Source organism: Gracilibacillus sp. Marseille-QA3620, assembly GCF_054950035.1.
Window position 1 is genome coordinate 2,952,466 of sequence record NZ_CM143102.1, and the last position, 16,048, is coordinate 2,968,513.

The 16,048-nt window shown below is 43.1% G+C and carries 15 protein-coding genes; 9 read left to right on the forward strand and 6 right to left on the reverse strand.

What is annotated here, in order from left to right; translation table 11 throughout:
• Positions 1-12: 12 nt before the first annotated feature.
• Together ACY8DX_RS14915 and ACY8DX_RS14920 are read left to right on the forward strand one after the other, a co-directional pair.
• Positions 13-1,248: a hypothetical protein gene (locus ACY8DX_RS14915; protein ID WP_049670239.1), complete on the forward strand. Its 1,236-nt coding sequence runs from the start codon at positions 13-15 to the stop codon at positions 1,246-1,248.
• A gap of 74 nt (positions 1,249-1,322) precedes the next feature.
• Positions 1,323-1,526: a hypothetical protein gene (locus ACY8DX_RS14920; RefSeq protein WP_049670238.1), complete on the forward strand. Its 204-nt coding sequence runs from the start codon at positions 1,323-1,325 to the stop codon at positions 1,524-1,526.
• A gap of 342 nt (positions 1,527-1,868) precedes the next feature.
• Here the strand turns inward: ACY8DX_RS14920 and lepB are convergent, their stop codons facing one another.
• Entirely contained in the window at positions 1,869-2,417 is a 549-nt protein-coding gene (gene lepB / locus ACY8DX_RS14925; RefSeq protein ID WP_049670236.1) for a signal peptidase I, read from the reverse strand.
• Positions 2,418-2,638: 221 nt separating this feature from the next.
• Between lepB and ACY8DX_RS14930 the strand changes: the two genes are divergently transcribed.
• The 3 genes from ACY8DX_RS14930 (at position 2,639) to ACY8DX_RS14940 (ending at position 5,561) form a co-directional block, all read left to right on the forward strand.
• Positions 2,639-4,297, forward strand: a complete 1,659-nt coding sequence (locus tag ACY8DX_RS14930) for a glycosyl hydrolase family 28-related protein (RefSeq protein WP_049670235.1) — start codon at positions 2,639-2,641, stop codon at positions 4,295-4,297.
• A gap of 66 nt (positions 4,298-4,363) precedes the next feature.
• On the forward strand, positions 4,364-5,233 hold the full coding sequence (locus ACY8DX_RS14935) for a hypothetical protein (RefSeq protein ID WP_049670234.1): 870 nt from the start codon (positions 4,364-4,366) through the stop codon (positions 5,231-5,233).
• Between the two features lie 115 nt (positions 5,234-5,348).
• The gene (locus ACY8DX_RS14940; protein ID WP_049670233.1) at positions 5,349-5,561 is read left to right on the forward strand and encodes a DUF378 domain-containing protein; all 213 of its coding nucleotides are present in this window, start codon (positions 5,349-5,351) and stop codon (positions 5,559-5,561) included.
• A 28-nt stretch (positions 5,562-5,589) separates the two neighbouring features.
• Here ACY8DX_RS14940 and ACY8DX_RS14945 read toward each other — a convergent pair whose 3' ends face one another.
• Positions 5,590-5,769 (reverse strand): hypothetical protein, encoded by a 180-nt coding sequence (locus ACY8DX_RS14945; protein WP_049670232.1) that lies wholly within the window; start codon positions 5,767-5,769, stop codon positions 5,590-5,592.
• 298 nt (positions 5,770-6,067) lie between these two features.
• On the opposite strand from ACY8DX_RS14945, the gene ACY8DX_RS14950 reads away from it, so the two are divergent.
• Genes ACY8DX_RS14950 through ACY8DX_RS14960 form a run of 3 tightly spaced genes read left to right on the forward strand, consistent with a single transcriptional unit; the run spans position 6,068 to position 8,802 of the window.
• Complete coding sequence (locus ACY8DX_RS14950) at positions 6,068-7,381, forward strand: TrkH family potassium uptake protein (RefSeq protein ID WP_439803313.1); 1,314 nt, start codon at positions 6,068-6,070, stop codon at positions 7,379-7,381.
• A gap of 26 nt (positions 7,382-7,407) precedes the next feature.
• Positions 7,408-8,061, forward strand: a complete 654-nt coding sequence (locus ACY8DX_RS14955) for a potassium channel family protein (protein ID WP_049670230.1) — start codon at positions 7,408-7,410, stop codon at positions 8,059-8,061.
• 15 nt (positions 8,062-8,076) lie between these two features.
• Positions 8,077-8,802 (forward strand): MOSC domain-containing protein, encoded by a 726-nt coding sequence (locus tag ACY8DX_RS14960; RefSeq protein ID WP_049670229.1) that lies wholly within the window; start codon positions 8,077-8,079, stop codon positions 8,800-8,802.
• 171 nt (positions 8,803-8,973) lie between these two features.
• Here ACY8DX_RS14960 and ACY8DX_RS14965 read toward each other — a convergent pair whose 3' ends face one another.
• Positions 8,974-9,540: a TetR/AcrR family transcriptional regulator gene (locus tag ACY8DX_RS14965; protein WP_049670228.1), complete on the reverse strand. Its 567-nt coding sequence runs from the start codon at positions 9,538-9,540 to the stop codon at positions 8,974-8,976.
• Positions 9,541-9,823: 283 nt separating this feature from the next.
• Entirely contained in the window at positions 9,824-11,521 is a 1,698-nt protein-coding gene (gene abc-f, locus ACY8DX_RS14970) for a ribosomal protection-like ABC-F family protein (RefSeq protein WP_462405543.1), read from the reverse strand.
• Between the two features lie 469 nt (positions 11,522-11,990).
• Between abc-f and ACY8DX_RS14975 the strand changes: the two genes are divergently transcribed.
• Positions 11,991-13,190 (forward strand): dicarboxylate/amino acid:cation symporter, encoded by a 1,200-nt coding sequence (locus tag ACY8DX_RS14975; RefSeq protein WP_049670226.1) that lies wholly within the window; start codon positions 11,991-11,993, stop codon positions 13,188-13,190.
• Positions 13,191-13,245: 55 nt separating this feature from the next.
• Here ACY8DX_RS14975 and gndA read toward each other — a convergent pair whose 3' ends face one another.
• Entirely contained in the window at positions 13,246-14,655 is a 1,410-nt protein-coding gene (gene gndA / locus ACY8DX_RS14980; RefSeq protein WP_049670225.1) for an NADP-dependent phosphogluconate dehydrogenase, read from the reverse strand.
• 101 nt (positions 14,656-14,756) lie between these two features.
• A complete protein-coding gene (locus tag ACY8DX_RS14985; protein ID WP_049670224.1) occupies positions 14,757-16,019 on the reverse strand; it encodes a DNA polymerase IV in 1,263 nt (420 codons plus the stop codon).
• Positions 16,020-16,048: the final 29 nt, after the last annotated feature.

Sequence of the window (16,048 nt, forward strand, 5' to 3'; positions counted from 1 at the left end):
AGGAAGTAATAGATGAAAAAATATTTAACTTTAACGATTCTGACTGTCTTCCTGCTCGCAACCTTCTCCATCTACTATATTCAATCGGCCTTAGCAAAAGATGACAAGCTCCAATTCTATATTGAACAAACAGGCGGAGACAAGGAGATAATCAAGGATATAAGTGTCAGTGGTGCATATAATATTGGCGGCAGGTACAACAGCAGGTACCAAACCATGACCATCAAGGATGATGAAACATCCTATGTAACAGATCTTCCCTATTTCAAACAAATGGATTACGAAGATTTAAGCTTTAGAAGCAAGCAATTCCAGAAACTAAAAAAAGACTACCCAAGCTTCATGAGAGGAAAATATGATACGGGATCATTATTCGAAGATGATAACCACGTCATCTATGCAGAGGTTGATTATTCCACGTCCATTAGGGGTGAGAGAAAAAGCTACCACTTCACCATTGATCGATTGAACAAACAGAATGAGAAAGCAAGCTCCTACAAGATCGATGTTCCAAAACAAAAGAACATCAATATAATGGAAGTTTATGATGTTCAATATCATTACAATGAAATGCGCATCATTACAGCCAATCAACAATCTAATCCTTACGTAACAGAGGTCCATCAATATTCCATTGATTTAAAAAAGGAAAAAGTCACAAATGACGAGGTTATTTTCACACACAAAGATACACAAGAAAATTATCACTCAACCTATTCCTTGATGGAACGGAATGCCACCCAGCCGTCCAGCATCATGATGTTCGAAACGGAGGAAAGTCCAATTAGTGATGATGATGAGGCCGAACCGCAGCCGTCAAATAAATCTATTTATGTCTTCCAGTATAAGAAAGGAAAGCTATCTGAGCTTAAATTGCCTGACGAACTGCAAAACCAGCCAAATTCCGATGTCTCTTATCTATACGATGAAGACTATTTATATGCAAATCTCACCTTATATGAGGAACAGCAAACAACCGCAACAGTCTATAAAATAGATTGGAAAACAGGTAAAGTGGTTGACAAACTCAAACTAAACCTTCGTGACAACAAGCAAATTGAATACATTACACTACGCGATGATCACATCCAGTTATTCGGCCGCGATTCCGAAAGCCATCCTATCTTTAGCATCTATAATCTTGATGATGGCAAGCTGAAGTTCGAAGGTCGAATTGAAGCGAAAGACAAAGATGCCGTTAACTTCAAAGAGCTGGATATGTCCTTAGACAGTATTGGCGGCATTTAACCTGCTGTCGGCGTTTGACCCCTCCCTTAATAAGGGAATAAAGAAAAAAAATACTTTTAAGCGGAGGGGACTATATGTTTTATATATTTTTCGAAACAGAATCTCGCCTTTTACATGAAGGCACGAAGTATAACATCGAACTGCCAACAAGACAGATGCAGGACGAGATTGCCAACGATTTAGAAAAATATGCAGAAGTATTCAATGTCCAGAAATTAAACGAACCGGTTCCTGAATACCCGGTGCTGACAAAAGAAACCTATAAGCGGAATATTTAATGAAGATACTGGCCCGGAAAGTGATTGGGCCAGTTTTTTGTGTGCCCACCCTTTGTCCACCCTTCACCCCCATTGCCTGGGCATTGGGTGGGCTTTCTCTGACGATGCCCACCCTTTGTCCACCCTTCATCCCCTTTGCATGGGCATTGGGTGGGCTTTCTCTGACGATTCCCACCCTTTGTCCACCCTTCCTACCCCTTGCATGGGCCTTGGACGGGAGGTGCCTGGCTACTCCCATACCTCTCTACCTTCCATCCTCATTATCCCTTTGCCTGAGTTCCCCCTCCTCCCTATACCATAAAAAAGAAGCAGGGTTTCTCCTGCTTCCATTCCCGCTCCTCTTCACTCTGTCTTGCGGGCTTCCTTGATTGGCATAAGGACATATTCACTTACACCGACAATTTGGTCCTTGTCAATGTACCCTAGGCCATTGCGGCTGTCCATGCTGTTTAATCGGTTGTCACCGAGGACGAAGTATTGGTGGTCGGGGATAGTGACGGGTCCAAAGTCTCCGGTGTAATTCATGTCAACTGCATGGGCTTTTTCGATTTCTTCGGCGAGGTAGGGTTCATTTACTTCTTCGCCGTTAATGTATAGGTGGTCATTGGTCATTTCTACTGTGTCACCTGGGAGGCCGATGACGCGTTTGACATAATTGATGTCTCGGTTTTTCCCGTCAATGATGATGATATCTTGCCGGTTGACTGAGCCGGTATAGGCTACTACCTTATTGACGAGTAGTTTTTCATTATTATTTAATGTTGGCTCCATGGAGGCGCCTTCTACGATAAATGGTTCAAATAGGAATGCTCGAACGCCGAGAGCCAATATGAGGGCAATGGTTAAGGCGGTTATCCAACTGAACAGTTCAGATTTCATGATTTTTTTCATGTGTGTCACCCTTTTTTGGTTTCTAGCTATTGGCTTTCTGGATTAGTTGGTATATTCATATCTTTTATTGTATCATGTTAAACTCTTTTTTTCTTCGGGACGGCATTCACTTACCCTTTACATTTGTGTTACGGTTTGCTTGTTTGCTTCAGGGGAATAAAATGAAGAAGAGAAAAGCAGGTAGACTATTTTGAAGTGTGTGAAAGAGAGGACGGGTTTTCATGCTTAGCTTATCGAGGAATCATGATCCGAAGAAGAATGAGCTTTTGTTATCGAAATGGCTTCCGAAGGGACGGACAATGGCTAATCTGGCGTCAGAAACGGAGCAGGTTTTAAAGGAGGCGATTCGCCAAAATGAACCGAAGCATTCGTTTCCTGCCATGACAAAGCGGTTCGCTTATTTTTTTCCGCGTCTTTTCTTGACGACAACAAAGGGGCCAGATTTAACTCATCCCCCTGCCCTTAAGGAAGGGACTCTTTATCCGCAGTGGAAGGATACGCTTGATGATGAGTATGAAGTTCTGAATCAAGCAATCAACAAGCAAGTGAATGTAGTTGATTATGGTGCTGTCGGCGACGGGGTGACGGATTGTACGAAGGCTTTTGCGGAGGCAGTTGGGCATGGACGAAGAATGGTGTTTGTCCCTGAAGGAACGTATATCGTCAAAGGCGTCAAACTCCCTTCCTTCACGTGCTTTGTCGGCGAGGGCAAGGGCAGGTCTATTCTGAAGCTATCAGATGATGCGGTTGTTTCAAGCACGCTTCTTAGAAATGCTAATCCTATTAGGGGTAATCACCATATTCTCGTGCAAGCTCTTACGCTTGATTGGAATTCAGGCCGGATTCCTGCCGGGCAGAGAACAAGTGCAGGGAATAATCGCTCCAGCTGCCTGACCTATGCGCATGTCACCTACGGCTGGGTAAAGGATGTGGAGGCTGTGAATGCCGGACTGCATGGGTTTGATCTTTCCTCCAGCTTTTATACATATCTCGGTGACGGTACATGGTCGCGCGGGGCAAGCCGATATATTTGGGTCGACCATGTAACAGGCTATGGCTTCGGGGATGACGGTGTGACAACCCATCACAGCAGCCATCTGCTGATTACGAACAGCCATATGTGCTTCCCGAGCGGCAGGGCCCATGCGGAGGGCTTTTCGAATTCAAACGGCTTTGAGATTGATGACGGGTCGAATGATGTATGGCTCATTCATAATTCCTCCAGCCATTGCTTCGGCGGCATCGAAATAAAAGCACATGCGACAGCTTCTGCTGCTAGCAACGTCCATATATACGGGCATTTGTCGGTCCATGATAATCGCTCCTTTAATTTCCGCCATATCGGCCATCATCTGCAAACCGACCCGGATTCTCTGTCAGCCTTTAACATCAGTGCGGTAAATCTCGTATCGATGGCACCTGTCTTTACAGACTTATACAAAGACTCAGCGCCCCGTTGCCTGGTTGTATCGGCTTATCAAAATGTCGTCATGAATCATTTTACGATGATTGGCGATTCTGAATACGATTACAAGGGTGAACCGATGGCCGCGATTCAATATAAATCGAGGTCGATTACGATCCGACATGCTTCTTCCCGACATTTCAAGACGGCTTCCGCCGACATAAAAATCTTCGGGGGGCCTCAGCATTCTGACCATATTCAGCTTGAAGGGCTAATCTTTACTGATTCAGCACCCATTGCCATCGACATTGGTCCTAAGGTTAAGAATATTACCGTTTCCTCTGTCACTGCAAGGAGAGAGAACGGTATGGCTGCCATTCAAGTGGCAGAGCCATCTGCCCGTTTAGCTAATATTGAAACAGCGGGCTATCAAACATCGATTAAATTTGCCGGAAAAACCAATCATCTGTCATAAAAGAGCATGTTGGCGCATACCTATTTAGTGGTTAATTTTGTTTCTATAACAAAGAGGTGACCGCTAGTGAACAAGATTCTAAAAGGTATGAGTCAGCTTGTCTTTTTTTGCAAAGAATTTCTGCCTCAAGTTTTATCGCTCATTTATTATTCTGGGATTTTCATCATCATCGGGTGGACCCTTGCCCAGTTGTTTTTCTTAGATCCTGCTCCACTCCAGGCTGACCCAGCCGTCCCTCCAACCTGGTGGACGGAGTATATCATCAAGCCGATTGTTTCATCACAGGTGAACCGGCTCCTATTCCAGGGATTCTTCTATCTATTGGTCTGGATTTCTTTGTTTATGATTATTCCTTTAACTACCCGCCAATTAAAGCGCTTCCGTTTATTCCAGATGGAGTTTGAGGTCGAGGATAAGGAAACAGCTGCTGTAGAGTTTATTGAGCTTCAAAGTGCAAAAGCTACGATCCTTTCTCATATGTATTCTGATATCTTTATCGGAAAGCTCTTCACATTCCTTGATGAGGAATCCATGGAAGTGGATTATGAGTCCGCTCTGGCCTATTTCCTTGAGGATTTAAAAATAAGCTACCACCGTCACTATCAGATTCCCTTCGAATTCATTACCTGTCAGTTCGACCAACTAAAAGGAGTCGAACGCAGCTATGCTGAGTTATCAAAGGAAACCGGTGAACCTGAGGTCGTTAATTGGGAGCGGCCGCTTGAAAAATTCAAAAAGAACCGCCTGATTTTCCATTTTCTTTATAAGGGCATAGAAAAAGTGACTATACTCTCAAGCCACTCAGCACAGTTCGATATCATTGATAAGCAGAACATCCTCTTCCTCCATTACGCTCTCATGTCACAATCCGAAAACATCGAATATGCCATGCAGCTTGAAAAAGAAGAATGGCCATTTTTGAAAACTCCCCTTTGATTACAATATAATTATACAAAACATATATTTTTTTTATACAAAAAGGTTTAACTATCTCGAATTAAGTGAATATACCAAATGATTACAAAATATTTAAGAAAAGGGGATAATCAAAATGAGTATTGTTCAAAAAATTGCACTTGTCTTAACTATTATTGGAGCGGTTAACTGGGGATTAGTCGGTTTCTTCCAATTTGATCTTGTTGCTGCCTTATTTGGAGGCCAAGACGCCATCCTTTCGCGCATTGTTTATGCATTAGTCGGAATTGCTGGTTTAATCAATATTGGACTATTGTTTGCACCTGCAAAAGAAACAAGAACTGCCTAATAAGTGAACAAACAGAAATGGCCCCTCCTTATGCGAGGGGTTTTGTTTTGTGAAAATGCGTGGAATGCCGCTTCAGCATCTCTTGCACGATTTGATTATTGGCGGCGAGCTCGCTTGGGTCCTTCACCCGAATTTTCTTCTCTGAGAACGGCTCTGCAAATCGTTCGCCTTTTTTATAACGGTCATATACTTCACGAATATGATCCATACATGATTCCCCTCCCTCAGTCCTCAGGTTATGTATATTCAAGAAATCCATTAAATTCCCCATCTATTTAACTATTAATCTCAGCTTTTTTTATATAAAAAATCATCTGTCAGGAAACGGTAAAGGTTGCTGACATTCACTATTTGAAATTGCTGAGTTTTGTGGTAAAGTTATGAATTGTTTGAAGTGATACTTGAAATGGATATCCACTAGGTATATCCACTCAAAATATGCTATGATATGTTATCGTTATAATAAAAATCATGACATTATTTTACTTAAGAATGGAGATTTTTTAATGCCGCAAAGCAAATCTTCTATCCACTCATTTAGGCAGATTTTCTTTTTGTACATAGGCTGTGTCATTATATTTGCTTGTCTATATCTGCTTCCTGTGTCAAAAACGGCTGATTTGGCTGTTATTGATTCATTATTCCTATCAACGAGCGCTTTAAGTGTGACAGGATTAACCCCTATTGATATTGGTACGGAATTAACAAGAGTGGGACAATCCATTTTAATGGTGGAGATGCAGCTTGGGGGAATCGGAATTGTTGTCATCATCAGTTATCTATTCTTAGTAATGGATAAACGAATTACCGTCTCAAATATGCTTCTTTTATCAAAAGACCAGAATCATCATAAGCTGGGTTCCATTACAGCTTTGGGAGTTTCGGTCTTAATTATCGCATCGATTGTGGAGACGATTTGTTTTTTCATTCTTTTTGGCGAGATTCGGCCGCGCTTTGATGATTTCGGTGATGCTGTCTTCGTGACTGCTTTCCATTCTGTCGCAAGCTTTACCAATTCAGGATTCGATTTATTCGGAGATAGCCTTGTCTCATTCAAGCACAATAATTTGTTCCTGACCACAACGGCAATCACGATTTTCCTTGGCAGTCTTGGTTATCCAACCATGATGGAATACATCCTTTCCTTCAGAAAGAAGAAGACCTTGTTTACCCGGATCAATATCCGGATGCATCTTCTGCTGCTGTTTGCAGGAACCGTCCTTTATCTCTTGCTCGAATCAAAGAATATTCTGGAGGGATTTTCTTTCTGGGACAAGCTGACCAATGCATTTTTCTTTTCGGCAACTTCAAGAAATGGCGGTTTGACGACAATTGATGTGTCAGGGCTGACCATTACGACTGTTCTATGCCTGATGTTTCTTATGTTTATCGGGGGAGCATCATCAAGTACCGGGGGAGGAATCCGGCTGACAACGGCAGCCGTCTTAATCGCAAAGATTGGTGCCGTGGCTAAATCACGCAAAGAAGTGGTCATCATGCGCAAGACGATTACACAGGATACGATCGATAAATCATTTATGATTTTCTTTACCTTTATCACGCTCTTTTTCGTATCCACCATTTTGCTGACAACATGGCAGCCGCAGGAACTTGAGCCAATTATGTTTGAGGTTCTGTCTGCATTGACGAATACAGGGCTCTCATTTGGCATTACAAACGAATTGACAGGTGCATCGAAAACCATACTAATCTTGTTGATGATTATTGGCCGGATTGGTATTTTCAGTTTCATCTATACGATTTTTAAAGCAGAAAAATTTAAAGCTAGATACTTAAAAGAAGACTTAGCTGTGGGCTAATCTAAACAAAGAGGAGATACAAAATCATGAAGTCATATTTAGTCATTGGAGCCGGACGATTTGGAACTGGGATTGTCAAGGAGCTTCACAAACAGCACTGTGAAGTGGTTGTCAGTGACAAGGATGAACGAAACCTTGAGCTGCTTGATGAGTATTCAACACATGCCATCGTTGGGGACCTCCGCGAAGGCGATGTGCTCGATGAATTGAAGATTGATCAGTTCAACGCTGTATTCATTGCAATTGGTTCTGACGCTTATTCCGCGATTCTTATCACAAAAAAGGTCAAGGAACGAAAAGCGAAAAAAATCATAGCGAAGGCAAATAACCGGGAAATCGGGGAAATCCTGCAAAGCTTGGGCGCTGACCGTGTCATCCTTCCTGAAGAAGAGGCCGGTAGAAAGGTTGCCCGACAAGAAATGCTTACAGGTGTGATTGAATATATTGAGATTACGAAAGATATTTCCGCGATTGAAATGGAGGTTCCGGAATTGATGCATGGGAAGTCATTGAATGAAATGAACTTCTCAAGGAAGTTTGACATTACTGTATCCTTGGTGCTTCGCAATGGTGAACCTATTCTCTCACACTTTGCTGATTTGCAGCTCCAGCCTGGCGATGACTTTCTGCTCATTGGGTCGAATACAAGCATTGATAAATTCAAGAAAAAATATAAATAATTCGAGGTGAGTGTCTTGTTGGTTGGTCATGTAAAAGGACTAATGCGGCACCCGGTTAAATCATTTACGGGTGAGGAAGTGACGCAAACGAATGTCATGCCTTATGGATTATACGGGGACCGGAGTCATGCTTATCGTGATCTTTCCCGGATAGACAAATTTTTGACCATCACCCAGGCACCGCAAATGGCCTGCTACACAGCGTCCTTTCAAGGAGAAGATGATTTAGAGCGCTATCCGGCCATTGCAGTCCGAACACCAAATGGCGTTGAACTTGAATGGGATGACCCAATACTGCTAGAAGAACTGGAGACATTATCCAAAAGGCCAATCCAGCCTGTACAATACACTACTAATGAGGTTCCAATCGGACCGCTTGAGGAGGACCATTTACTCCTAGTCTCGGAAGCTTCCATTCAATCCTTATCTGAGGAATGGGGAAAAGCACTTGATTACAGACGCTTCCGGCCAAATATTCTTCTCTCGCTAACTGAACAGCAGCCATTTGGTGAGGAACAATGGATTGAGAAGACACTCTTAATTGGCGATACCGTGAGAATCTCCATCAATAAACCTTGCGAGCGCTGCATGATTATTACCGTTGATCCCGAAACCGGACTAAGAGATCCCTCTCTTTTAAAGCTTGTCGCTAATACTCGGAAGAATTATTTTGGTGTATATGCCTCGGTCATTGCAACCGGGCCGATTCATATAGGTGATGATATTCGCCTTTTATCATAAAAGAAGGAGTTTGAACGTTTATTTCTGTTCAAACTCCTTCTTTATTATCTGCTAAATATCAATGCTGCATATCCACTTGCTAAACAGGTCTGCTTGACTAGGTTTTTTTCATTTTTTAGGGTCCATGATGCAGGAAACCTGAAGCACAGCCAAATCACTCCTTAAGCCAGCTTAGTGCTGGTTTCTTAAGACAAATCCATTGATGATGAATGTATAAATGAGATTTCCTACCTCAGCCAGGAAGTAATCCAACTCTTGATCAAACCATTTCTTCAATAACCCTATGATTCCATGCATAAGGAAATAAACAGCACAAACGAATTGTTCAGGATTTCTTACATATCCTTCATATTTACTTTCTTTTGCATAGTAAATGAGTTTTCGGGACATTTTGTCGACAAGGACACTCTCATCATGCCTGACAAGGATTTTAAAAATTTTTTCATTATCCTGCATGTAGTTTATTAACCCCCTTAATGACCGTTCCGTGTCTTCCTTATGATATTGGTATCCTCGCTCCCTGAATAACCTAATAAATTCAGTCGCAAAATCCTCTAATACGGCCTCGTGCACCTCATATACATCCTTGAAATGCTGATAAAAGGTGCTTCTATTCACCCCAGCCAGATTGGCAATTTCTTTCACGGTTATTTTATTGATTGGTTTTTCATGAACAATGTCAGTAAATGCACGCTTGATCAAATGCCTTGTTTTAATTGTTCGTCTATCGATTTTCATCACTAATCTCCCGCTTATTTTTTACATTCATAGCCTATTCAACCTTTACCTTATCCATCGTCAAAGGGCCTTAGAACTTTTCGATTCTCCTAGCAGTAAAAACTGCTTCGAGTGGTGATCAATCATCACTACTCTTACTGAGTATGCCCCATTTTTGTTAGAACGAACTTCAAAAATTGAATGAGAGAAAGAGAGGAAATAATGGATGGAACCTGTATGGCTTAGAATGAATAATTGAATCGAAAAAGCCGGCTTTCGTTTATCCTTAAAAGCCGGCCTTTCTTTATCTTTTATTTTTCAGGAGGTCTTTCTTCTGGCTGGCAAGGGCATTGAACCTTTCATCAAGCTGTTCATATATCCCATCACCCGCTGTCCTTTCACTCAGCTTGCCGAGAAGAGCCGTCATTTCCGTTTCCATTACCATTAGCTGTTCCTCAAGCGAATCAGTCTTTTCTTCCATTATAACGCTATCTTCCAGCCGCTTAATTTGTTTATTCTCAATATGCAGGCGTTTATCACATATCTTATTTAAGAAAAAACGGTCATGAGATACGGCTATGACCGTTCCCTGGTAGGAGGCTAATGCGCTTTCAAGTCTCTCCCTGCTGATAAGGTCAAGATGATTAGTCGGTTCATCCAAAATCAATAGCTCATAGCCATGAAGAAGCAGACAGGCAAGCTTCACTTTTGTCCGTTGACCGAGGGACAGAGCTTGCATCGGCTTGATTATGTCATCTCTGGACAAACCTAAATGGGTCAGAATCAGCTTTGCTCTTTGCTGCTCCTCTCTGTCATGTAAACCAATGACTTCGATTGCCGACTTGTCAGCCGGCAGATCACCGACATCCTGACTCATATATCCAATGGATACACCAGGGCTCACCCATACTTCCCCGTCTGTCGCATTTTCCTCCTGACAAAGGATACGGAGCAAGGTTGTTTTGCCAGAACCATTACTCCCAGTCAATGCAAATCTCTCTCCTCGCTTCACGTAGAAATGGCTATTTTCGAACAAAACTTCTTCTCCATAATGCTTCTTTAATTTCTTCACCTCTATTATTCTCTTCCCATGCTTTCCAGCGTCCAAGAAGCGGAAATCAACTTGAGGCTCTTCCTCCGGTTTTTCGGCTTTATGCTTCCTCAGTTCTGATTCAAGACGTTTTCTTTTTGATTTGACTTGTATATCCATCTTCTTTGCCTTCACACGATGGTATTCTTTCGCCCCGATGGTTCCTCCCTGCTTGGTAGATTCTTTATGGGCCTTTTCAGACCAATTCTGCAATTGCTCCATTTGTGACTCAATTCGGCGGATGTCCTTCTGCTGATTCTCATAGGCAATTTGTTCAATACGTCTATTCTCCGCTTTCTGTGCATGATAGGCAGAATAATTGCCGTCGTAGGCTTTTGCTTCCCCTTTCTCCAATTCAAAGATTCTTGTAACTGTTTCGTCGAGAAAATAACGGTCGTGGGATATAATGACCACGGCACCAGGAAAGACCTGCAATTCCCCAATCAGCCATTCGATTCCCTCCTGGTCCAAATGGTTGGTCGGTTCATCTAGAATCAATAAATCAGGCGATGAGGCCCATACATGAGCAAGTGCGAGCTTGATTCTCTCTCCTCCGCTTAAATGTCCGAAATCCTCTTCATTCCATTTCTTGAGCTTTCGAAGTCCCATCAAGCTTGCAAAAGTGTAAAATCCTTTATCATGCCCCGCCTCTTCGATTGCTTTAAATGTTTTGCTGGAGTATTCAACCGACTGGCGTAAATAGCCGATGTTCAAATGATCTGATGATGATTCTATTACTCCCTCATCCGGTTCAAGCTCACCTGCCAAAATATTAGCTGCAGTAGTTTTTCCCGCTCCATTTATCCCTATAAGTCCAATCCGTTCCTTTATGCGGACATGCAGCTCCATTCCTGTCAGAACATCTTTATCTCCGTACGATTTTTTTATTCCTCTTAGACTGATGACATTCATCCAATCACCTCCATCATATTTCAGGCAGGGCTAACGCAAAACAAAAAGCCCTGGAACAGAAACCTGCCAGGGAGGAATGCGCCTATAAACCGGAATACAGGAAAGAACACCCCATGAATCAATCATGGAGACCTTCTGCCATTCCATATGTTAGAGGGTGAAAAGGGCGCACTAATCCAATTTTTCAGGTTTCTGTTTTAAATTTCAAACGACCTGTAAAATCAGATTAGAATTTCATTGTCCCAAATCAGTCCTTTTCAAATAAGTTACCAACAGTATAATCTTCCAATTTCCTCCTTGTCAATGGGCGTATAGCCAATATTCATTCCTTTGATTCCTGCCGCTTTCGGCACTCTTTTCAAAAAAAGACTAGGATTTTGTCATCAATTTGCGCAAAAGGGTTTCGATTCCTGGCTATTTCATGTATAATCCACACATAAAGAACAATTGTACGTTCGAGGAGGACATCATGAAACAATTTGGGATTTTACCGAAAATTATCGCTGCCATTTTCTTAGGAATTATGATTGGTCTTATTGCACCAGCCTGGCTGGTTCGCATATTCGCAACCTTTAATGGGTTATTCTCTACCTTTCTTGAATTCATCATTCCGTTCATTATTATTGGCTTCATCGCTTCGGGAATCGGAATGATGGGAAGAGGAGCTGGAAAAATGCTTGGCATTACAACCGGTCTTGCCTATGCTTCAACCATCCTTGCCGGAATATTTGCCTTCCTGGCTGCCAAGACATTGTATCCATCCCTTCTGCAAAACCAGGTATCCAAAAGCTTCACAAGCCCTGAGGAGGCCTTGCTGTCCCCTTATTTCACGATTGAAATGCCCGCTGTAATGGGTGTTATGACGGCCCTTTTAGTAGCCTTTACAATTGGACTCGGGATGGCATCTATTAAGGGTGATGCCCTGCTGAATGTGATGGAAGAGTTTAAAGAGATTGTCGTCAAAGTGATTAATGTAATCATCATCCCGCTTTTGCCACTTCATATATTCGGCATCTTCGCCAATATGACACAAGGCGGACAGATTGCTTCCATTATGAGTGTATTCGCAAAAGTGTTCGTCATGATTATCGCACTCCATCTCATTATGCTGGCATTCCAATATACGATGGCAGGCTCTGTCACAAAGAATAATCCATACCAGATGCTAAAAGGGATGCTGCCAGCTTATTTCACCGCCCTTGGAACACAGTCATCTGCTTCAACCATTCCGGTTACCCTGAAGTTCACGAAGAAAATGGGCGTGAACAAAAAAGTCGCTGATTTCACGGTGCCTCTATTAGCAACCATTCATCTATCTGGCAGTACGATTACATTAGTCAGTTGTGCGATGGCGGTCATGATGCTTCAAGGCATAGATACTGGATTTATGCAGATGCTTCCATTCATTTTGATGCTTGGCGTAACAATGATCGCGGCTCCCGGGGTTCCCGGCGGTGCGGTCATGGCGGCACTAGGTCTGCTGGAATCCATGCTTGGCTTCTCTGATAATATGCTTTCACTCATGATTGCCCTCTATCTCGCACAGGATAGCTTTGGGACTGCCTGCAACGTGACAGGCGACGGAGCGATATCGGCCCTTGCAGGTCGTTTCGCTCCTAAGGAGGACTCCTCCAAGCTTCAAATCGAACGAGAGGAACAGGTCATCTAATCAAAAAAAGCATTCAGAACATATTGTGTTCTGAATGCTTTTTTTCTTAGGTCTCTTATTCCATCCATTCTGTATGGAAGATACCTTCTTTATCCACACGCTCATACGTATGAGCACCAAAGTAGTCACGTTGTGCTTGCAATAGGTTTGCAGGCAATGTTTCTGCACGGTAGCTGTCATAGTATGAAAGGGCAGCGCTGAAGCATGGTACAGGAATACCTGCTTGGATTGCTGCGCCAATCACTTCACGAAGCGCATCCTGGTAGCTAGTCACGATTTCTTTGAAGTAATCGTCAAGAAGAAGGTTCTTCAGCTCAGGATTGCGGTCATAGGCATCCTTGATTTTTTGCAGGAATTGCGCACGGATGATACAGCCGCCGCGGAAGATCATCGCGATATCACCGTATTGAAGATCCCAGCCGAATTCATCAGATGCAGCTTTCATTTGAGCGAATCCTTGTGCATAAGAGCAAATTTTACTCATATAAAGGGCCTTGCGGATAGATTCGATGAATGCTTCTTTATCACCAGTAAATTCTTTCTGTGCAGGACCAGATAATACTTTAGAAGCAGCAACACGCTCATCCTTCAAGGCAGACAAGAAGCGTGCAAATACGGATTCTGTGATGATTGGAAGCGGAACACCAAGGTCAAGTGCACTTTGGCTTGTCCATTTTCCAGTACCTTTTTGGCCTGCTTTATCAAGAATGATGTCAACCATTGGCTTGCCTGTTTCTTCATCCTTTTTCGTAAAGATATCAGCTGTGATTTCAATTAGGTAGCTGTCTAGTTCACCTTTATTCCACTCAGAGAACACTTCATGTAATTCCTCAGCGTTAAGTCCAAGAATATGGCGGAGCAAGGAATAGGATTCAGAGATCAATTGCATGTCTCCATATTCGATTCCGTTATGGACCATTTTGACATAATGTCCTGCTCCATCCGGACCGATGTATGTGCAGCAATCATCTTCGCCGACTTTAGCAGAGATCGCCTTCAAGATAGGAGCAACAAGCTCATACGCTTCTTTTTGCCCGCCCGGCATGATGGAAGGACCTTTCAATGCTCCCTCTTCACCGCCGGAAACACCGGTACCGATGAAGTAGAAGCCTTGCTTGCTGAGCTCTTCATTACGGCGTTGTGTGTCTTTGTAGAATGTGTTGCCGCCGTCAATGATAATATCACCTTTATCAAGGTAAGGAGTTAATTGTGCAATTGTCGCATCTGTAGCGGCACCTGCTTTAACCATAATTAGTATTTTACGAGGTTTTTCTAGAGAATTGACGAATTCCTCAATTGAATATGTAGGCAGCACATTTTTGCCTTCCGCCTCTTTCATCATTGCGTCTGTCTTATCAGAAGAACGATTATAAACGGAAATGGAATACCCGCGGCTTTCTATATTAAATGCTAGGTTTTTGCCCATGACGGCTAGACCGATGACACCGATTTGTTGTTTTCCCATTGCTAACATTCCTTTCACTCATGGATTTCACTTGTATAAACCGTATTAACCTTAGCAATTTTACACCATTTGTGCAAGTTCTTAAACCATTATTTCAAAGGTCACTCCCCTTGCTTTGGACGATGCAAAAAATCCTTGCTGAAGCTCGTATTGCTAGCGGCATTGGAATCTTTGACTTCAATGCCTTTTTGAATGATTTGGCTTCCGAACTTCTTCGTAATGGCATCCATGGCAGACTCAAGCTTCACTTCCTTCACATCCTGTGTGTAGGAAAATAAATCGAGCTGCTTCATGGCCTCGTGGGCGTCGACGACTTCATTGGCAGTAACACCGAGCAGACGGACGGGATCGCCGCTCCAATGCTTCATGAACAATTCCTTCGCATGTGTGTACAAATCATCGCCTTTGACGATAGGGTTTACCAATGTTTTACCCCGAGTTACGGTTCTTCTATCCTTATAACGTATCATTATTTGAACTTTTGCCGCTAATAGCTCTTTTTTCTTGAGTCTTGCCCCGACTTTTTCACTCAAACGCTTCAGCACAGCAAATAATTCCTGCTGATTGGCAACATCTCTCGGAAGTGTTGTCGAGTTACCGACACTTTTGTAATCATAGATTGATTCGGGGTCTACCTCTCGGCGGTCTATCCCGTTTGCCCGTTCCTTCAGGCGGAGCCCATTGATGCCGAGGAGCTTCTCTAGTGCTCCTTCATAGGCATTTGCTAGGTCGCCGATGGTTTTGATTTGCAGTGTTGCCAGCTTTTCAGCTGTTTTCTCACCGACTCCATGCATTTCCCCGACCGGAAGAGGCCAAAGCTTGTCCTTTACTTCACGTTTGCGGAGGATGGTGATGCCCATCGGCTTCTTCATGTCAGAGGCAGTTTTGGCTAGGAATTTATTCGGTGCAATCCCAATGCTGCACGGAAGACCCATCGTCTCCATAATGCGCTCCTGAATCGTTTGTGCAATCTTGATGGGTGACTTTCCTTCACAATAATCCGTGATATCTAAATAGCCCTCATCAATGGATACCGGCTCCACTAATGGAGTAAATGTTCGAAGCAGTTCAAAGATCCCTTGGGAGGCTGAGCGGTAACGGTCAAAATTAGGTTCCATCACAATCAGTTTCGGGCAAAGCTTTTGCGCCTGCCAAATAGGCATGGTCGTCTTAACGCCAAACTTCCGTGCCTCGTAACTGCAGGTCACGATAATGCCTCTGCGCTCCTTTGCATTTCCCGCAATGGCCAGAGGCTTCCCTTTGAGTGCTGGGTCAAAGGCGATTTCGACCGAAGCATAAAAGCTATTCATATCTACGTGCAGAATAATGCGCCCTCCTCTTTTGGGCTGCCCTTTTACTGTCATGTCAATCACTCCCTACTCCATCTGCCATG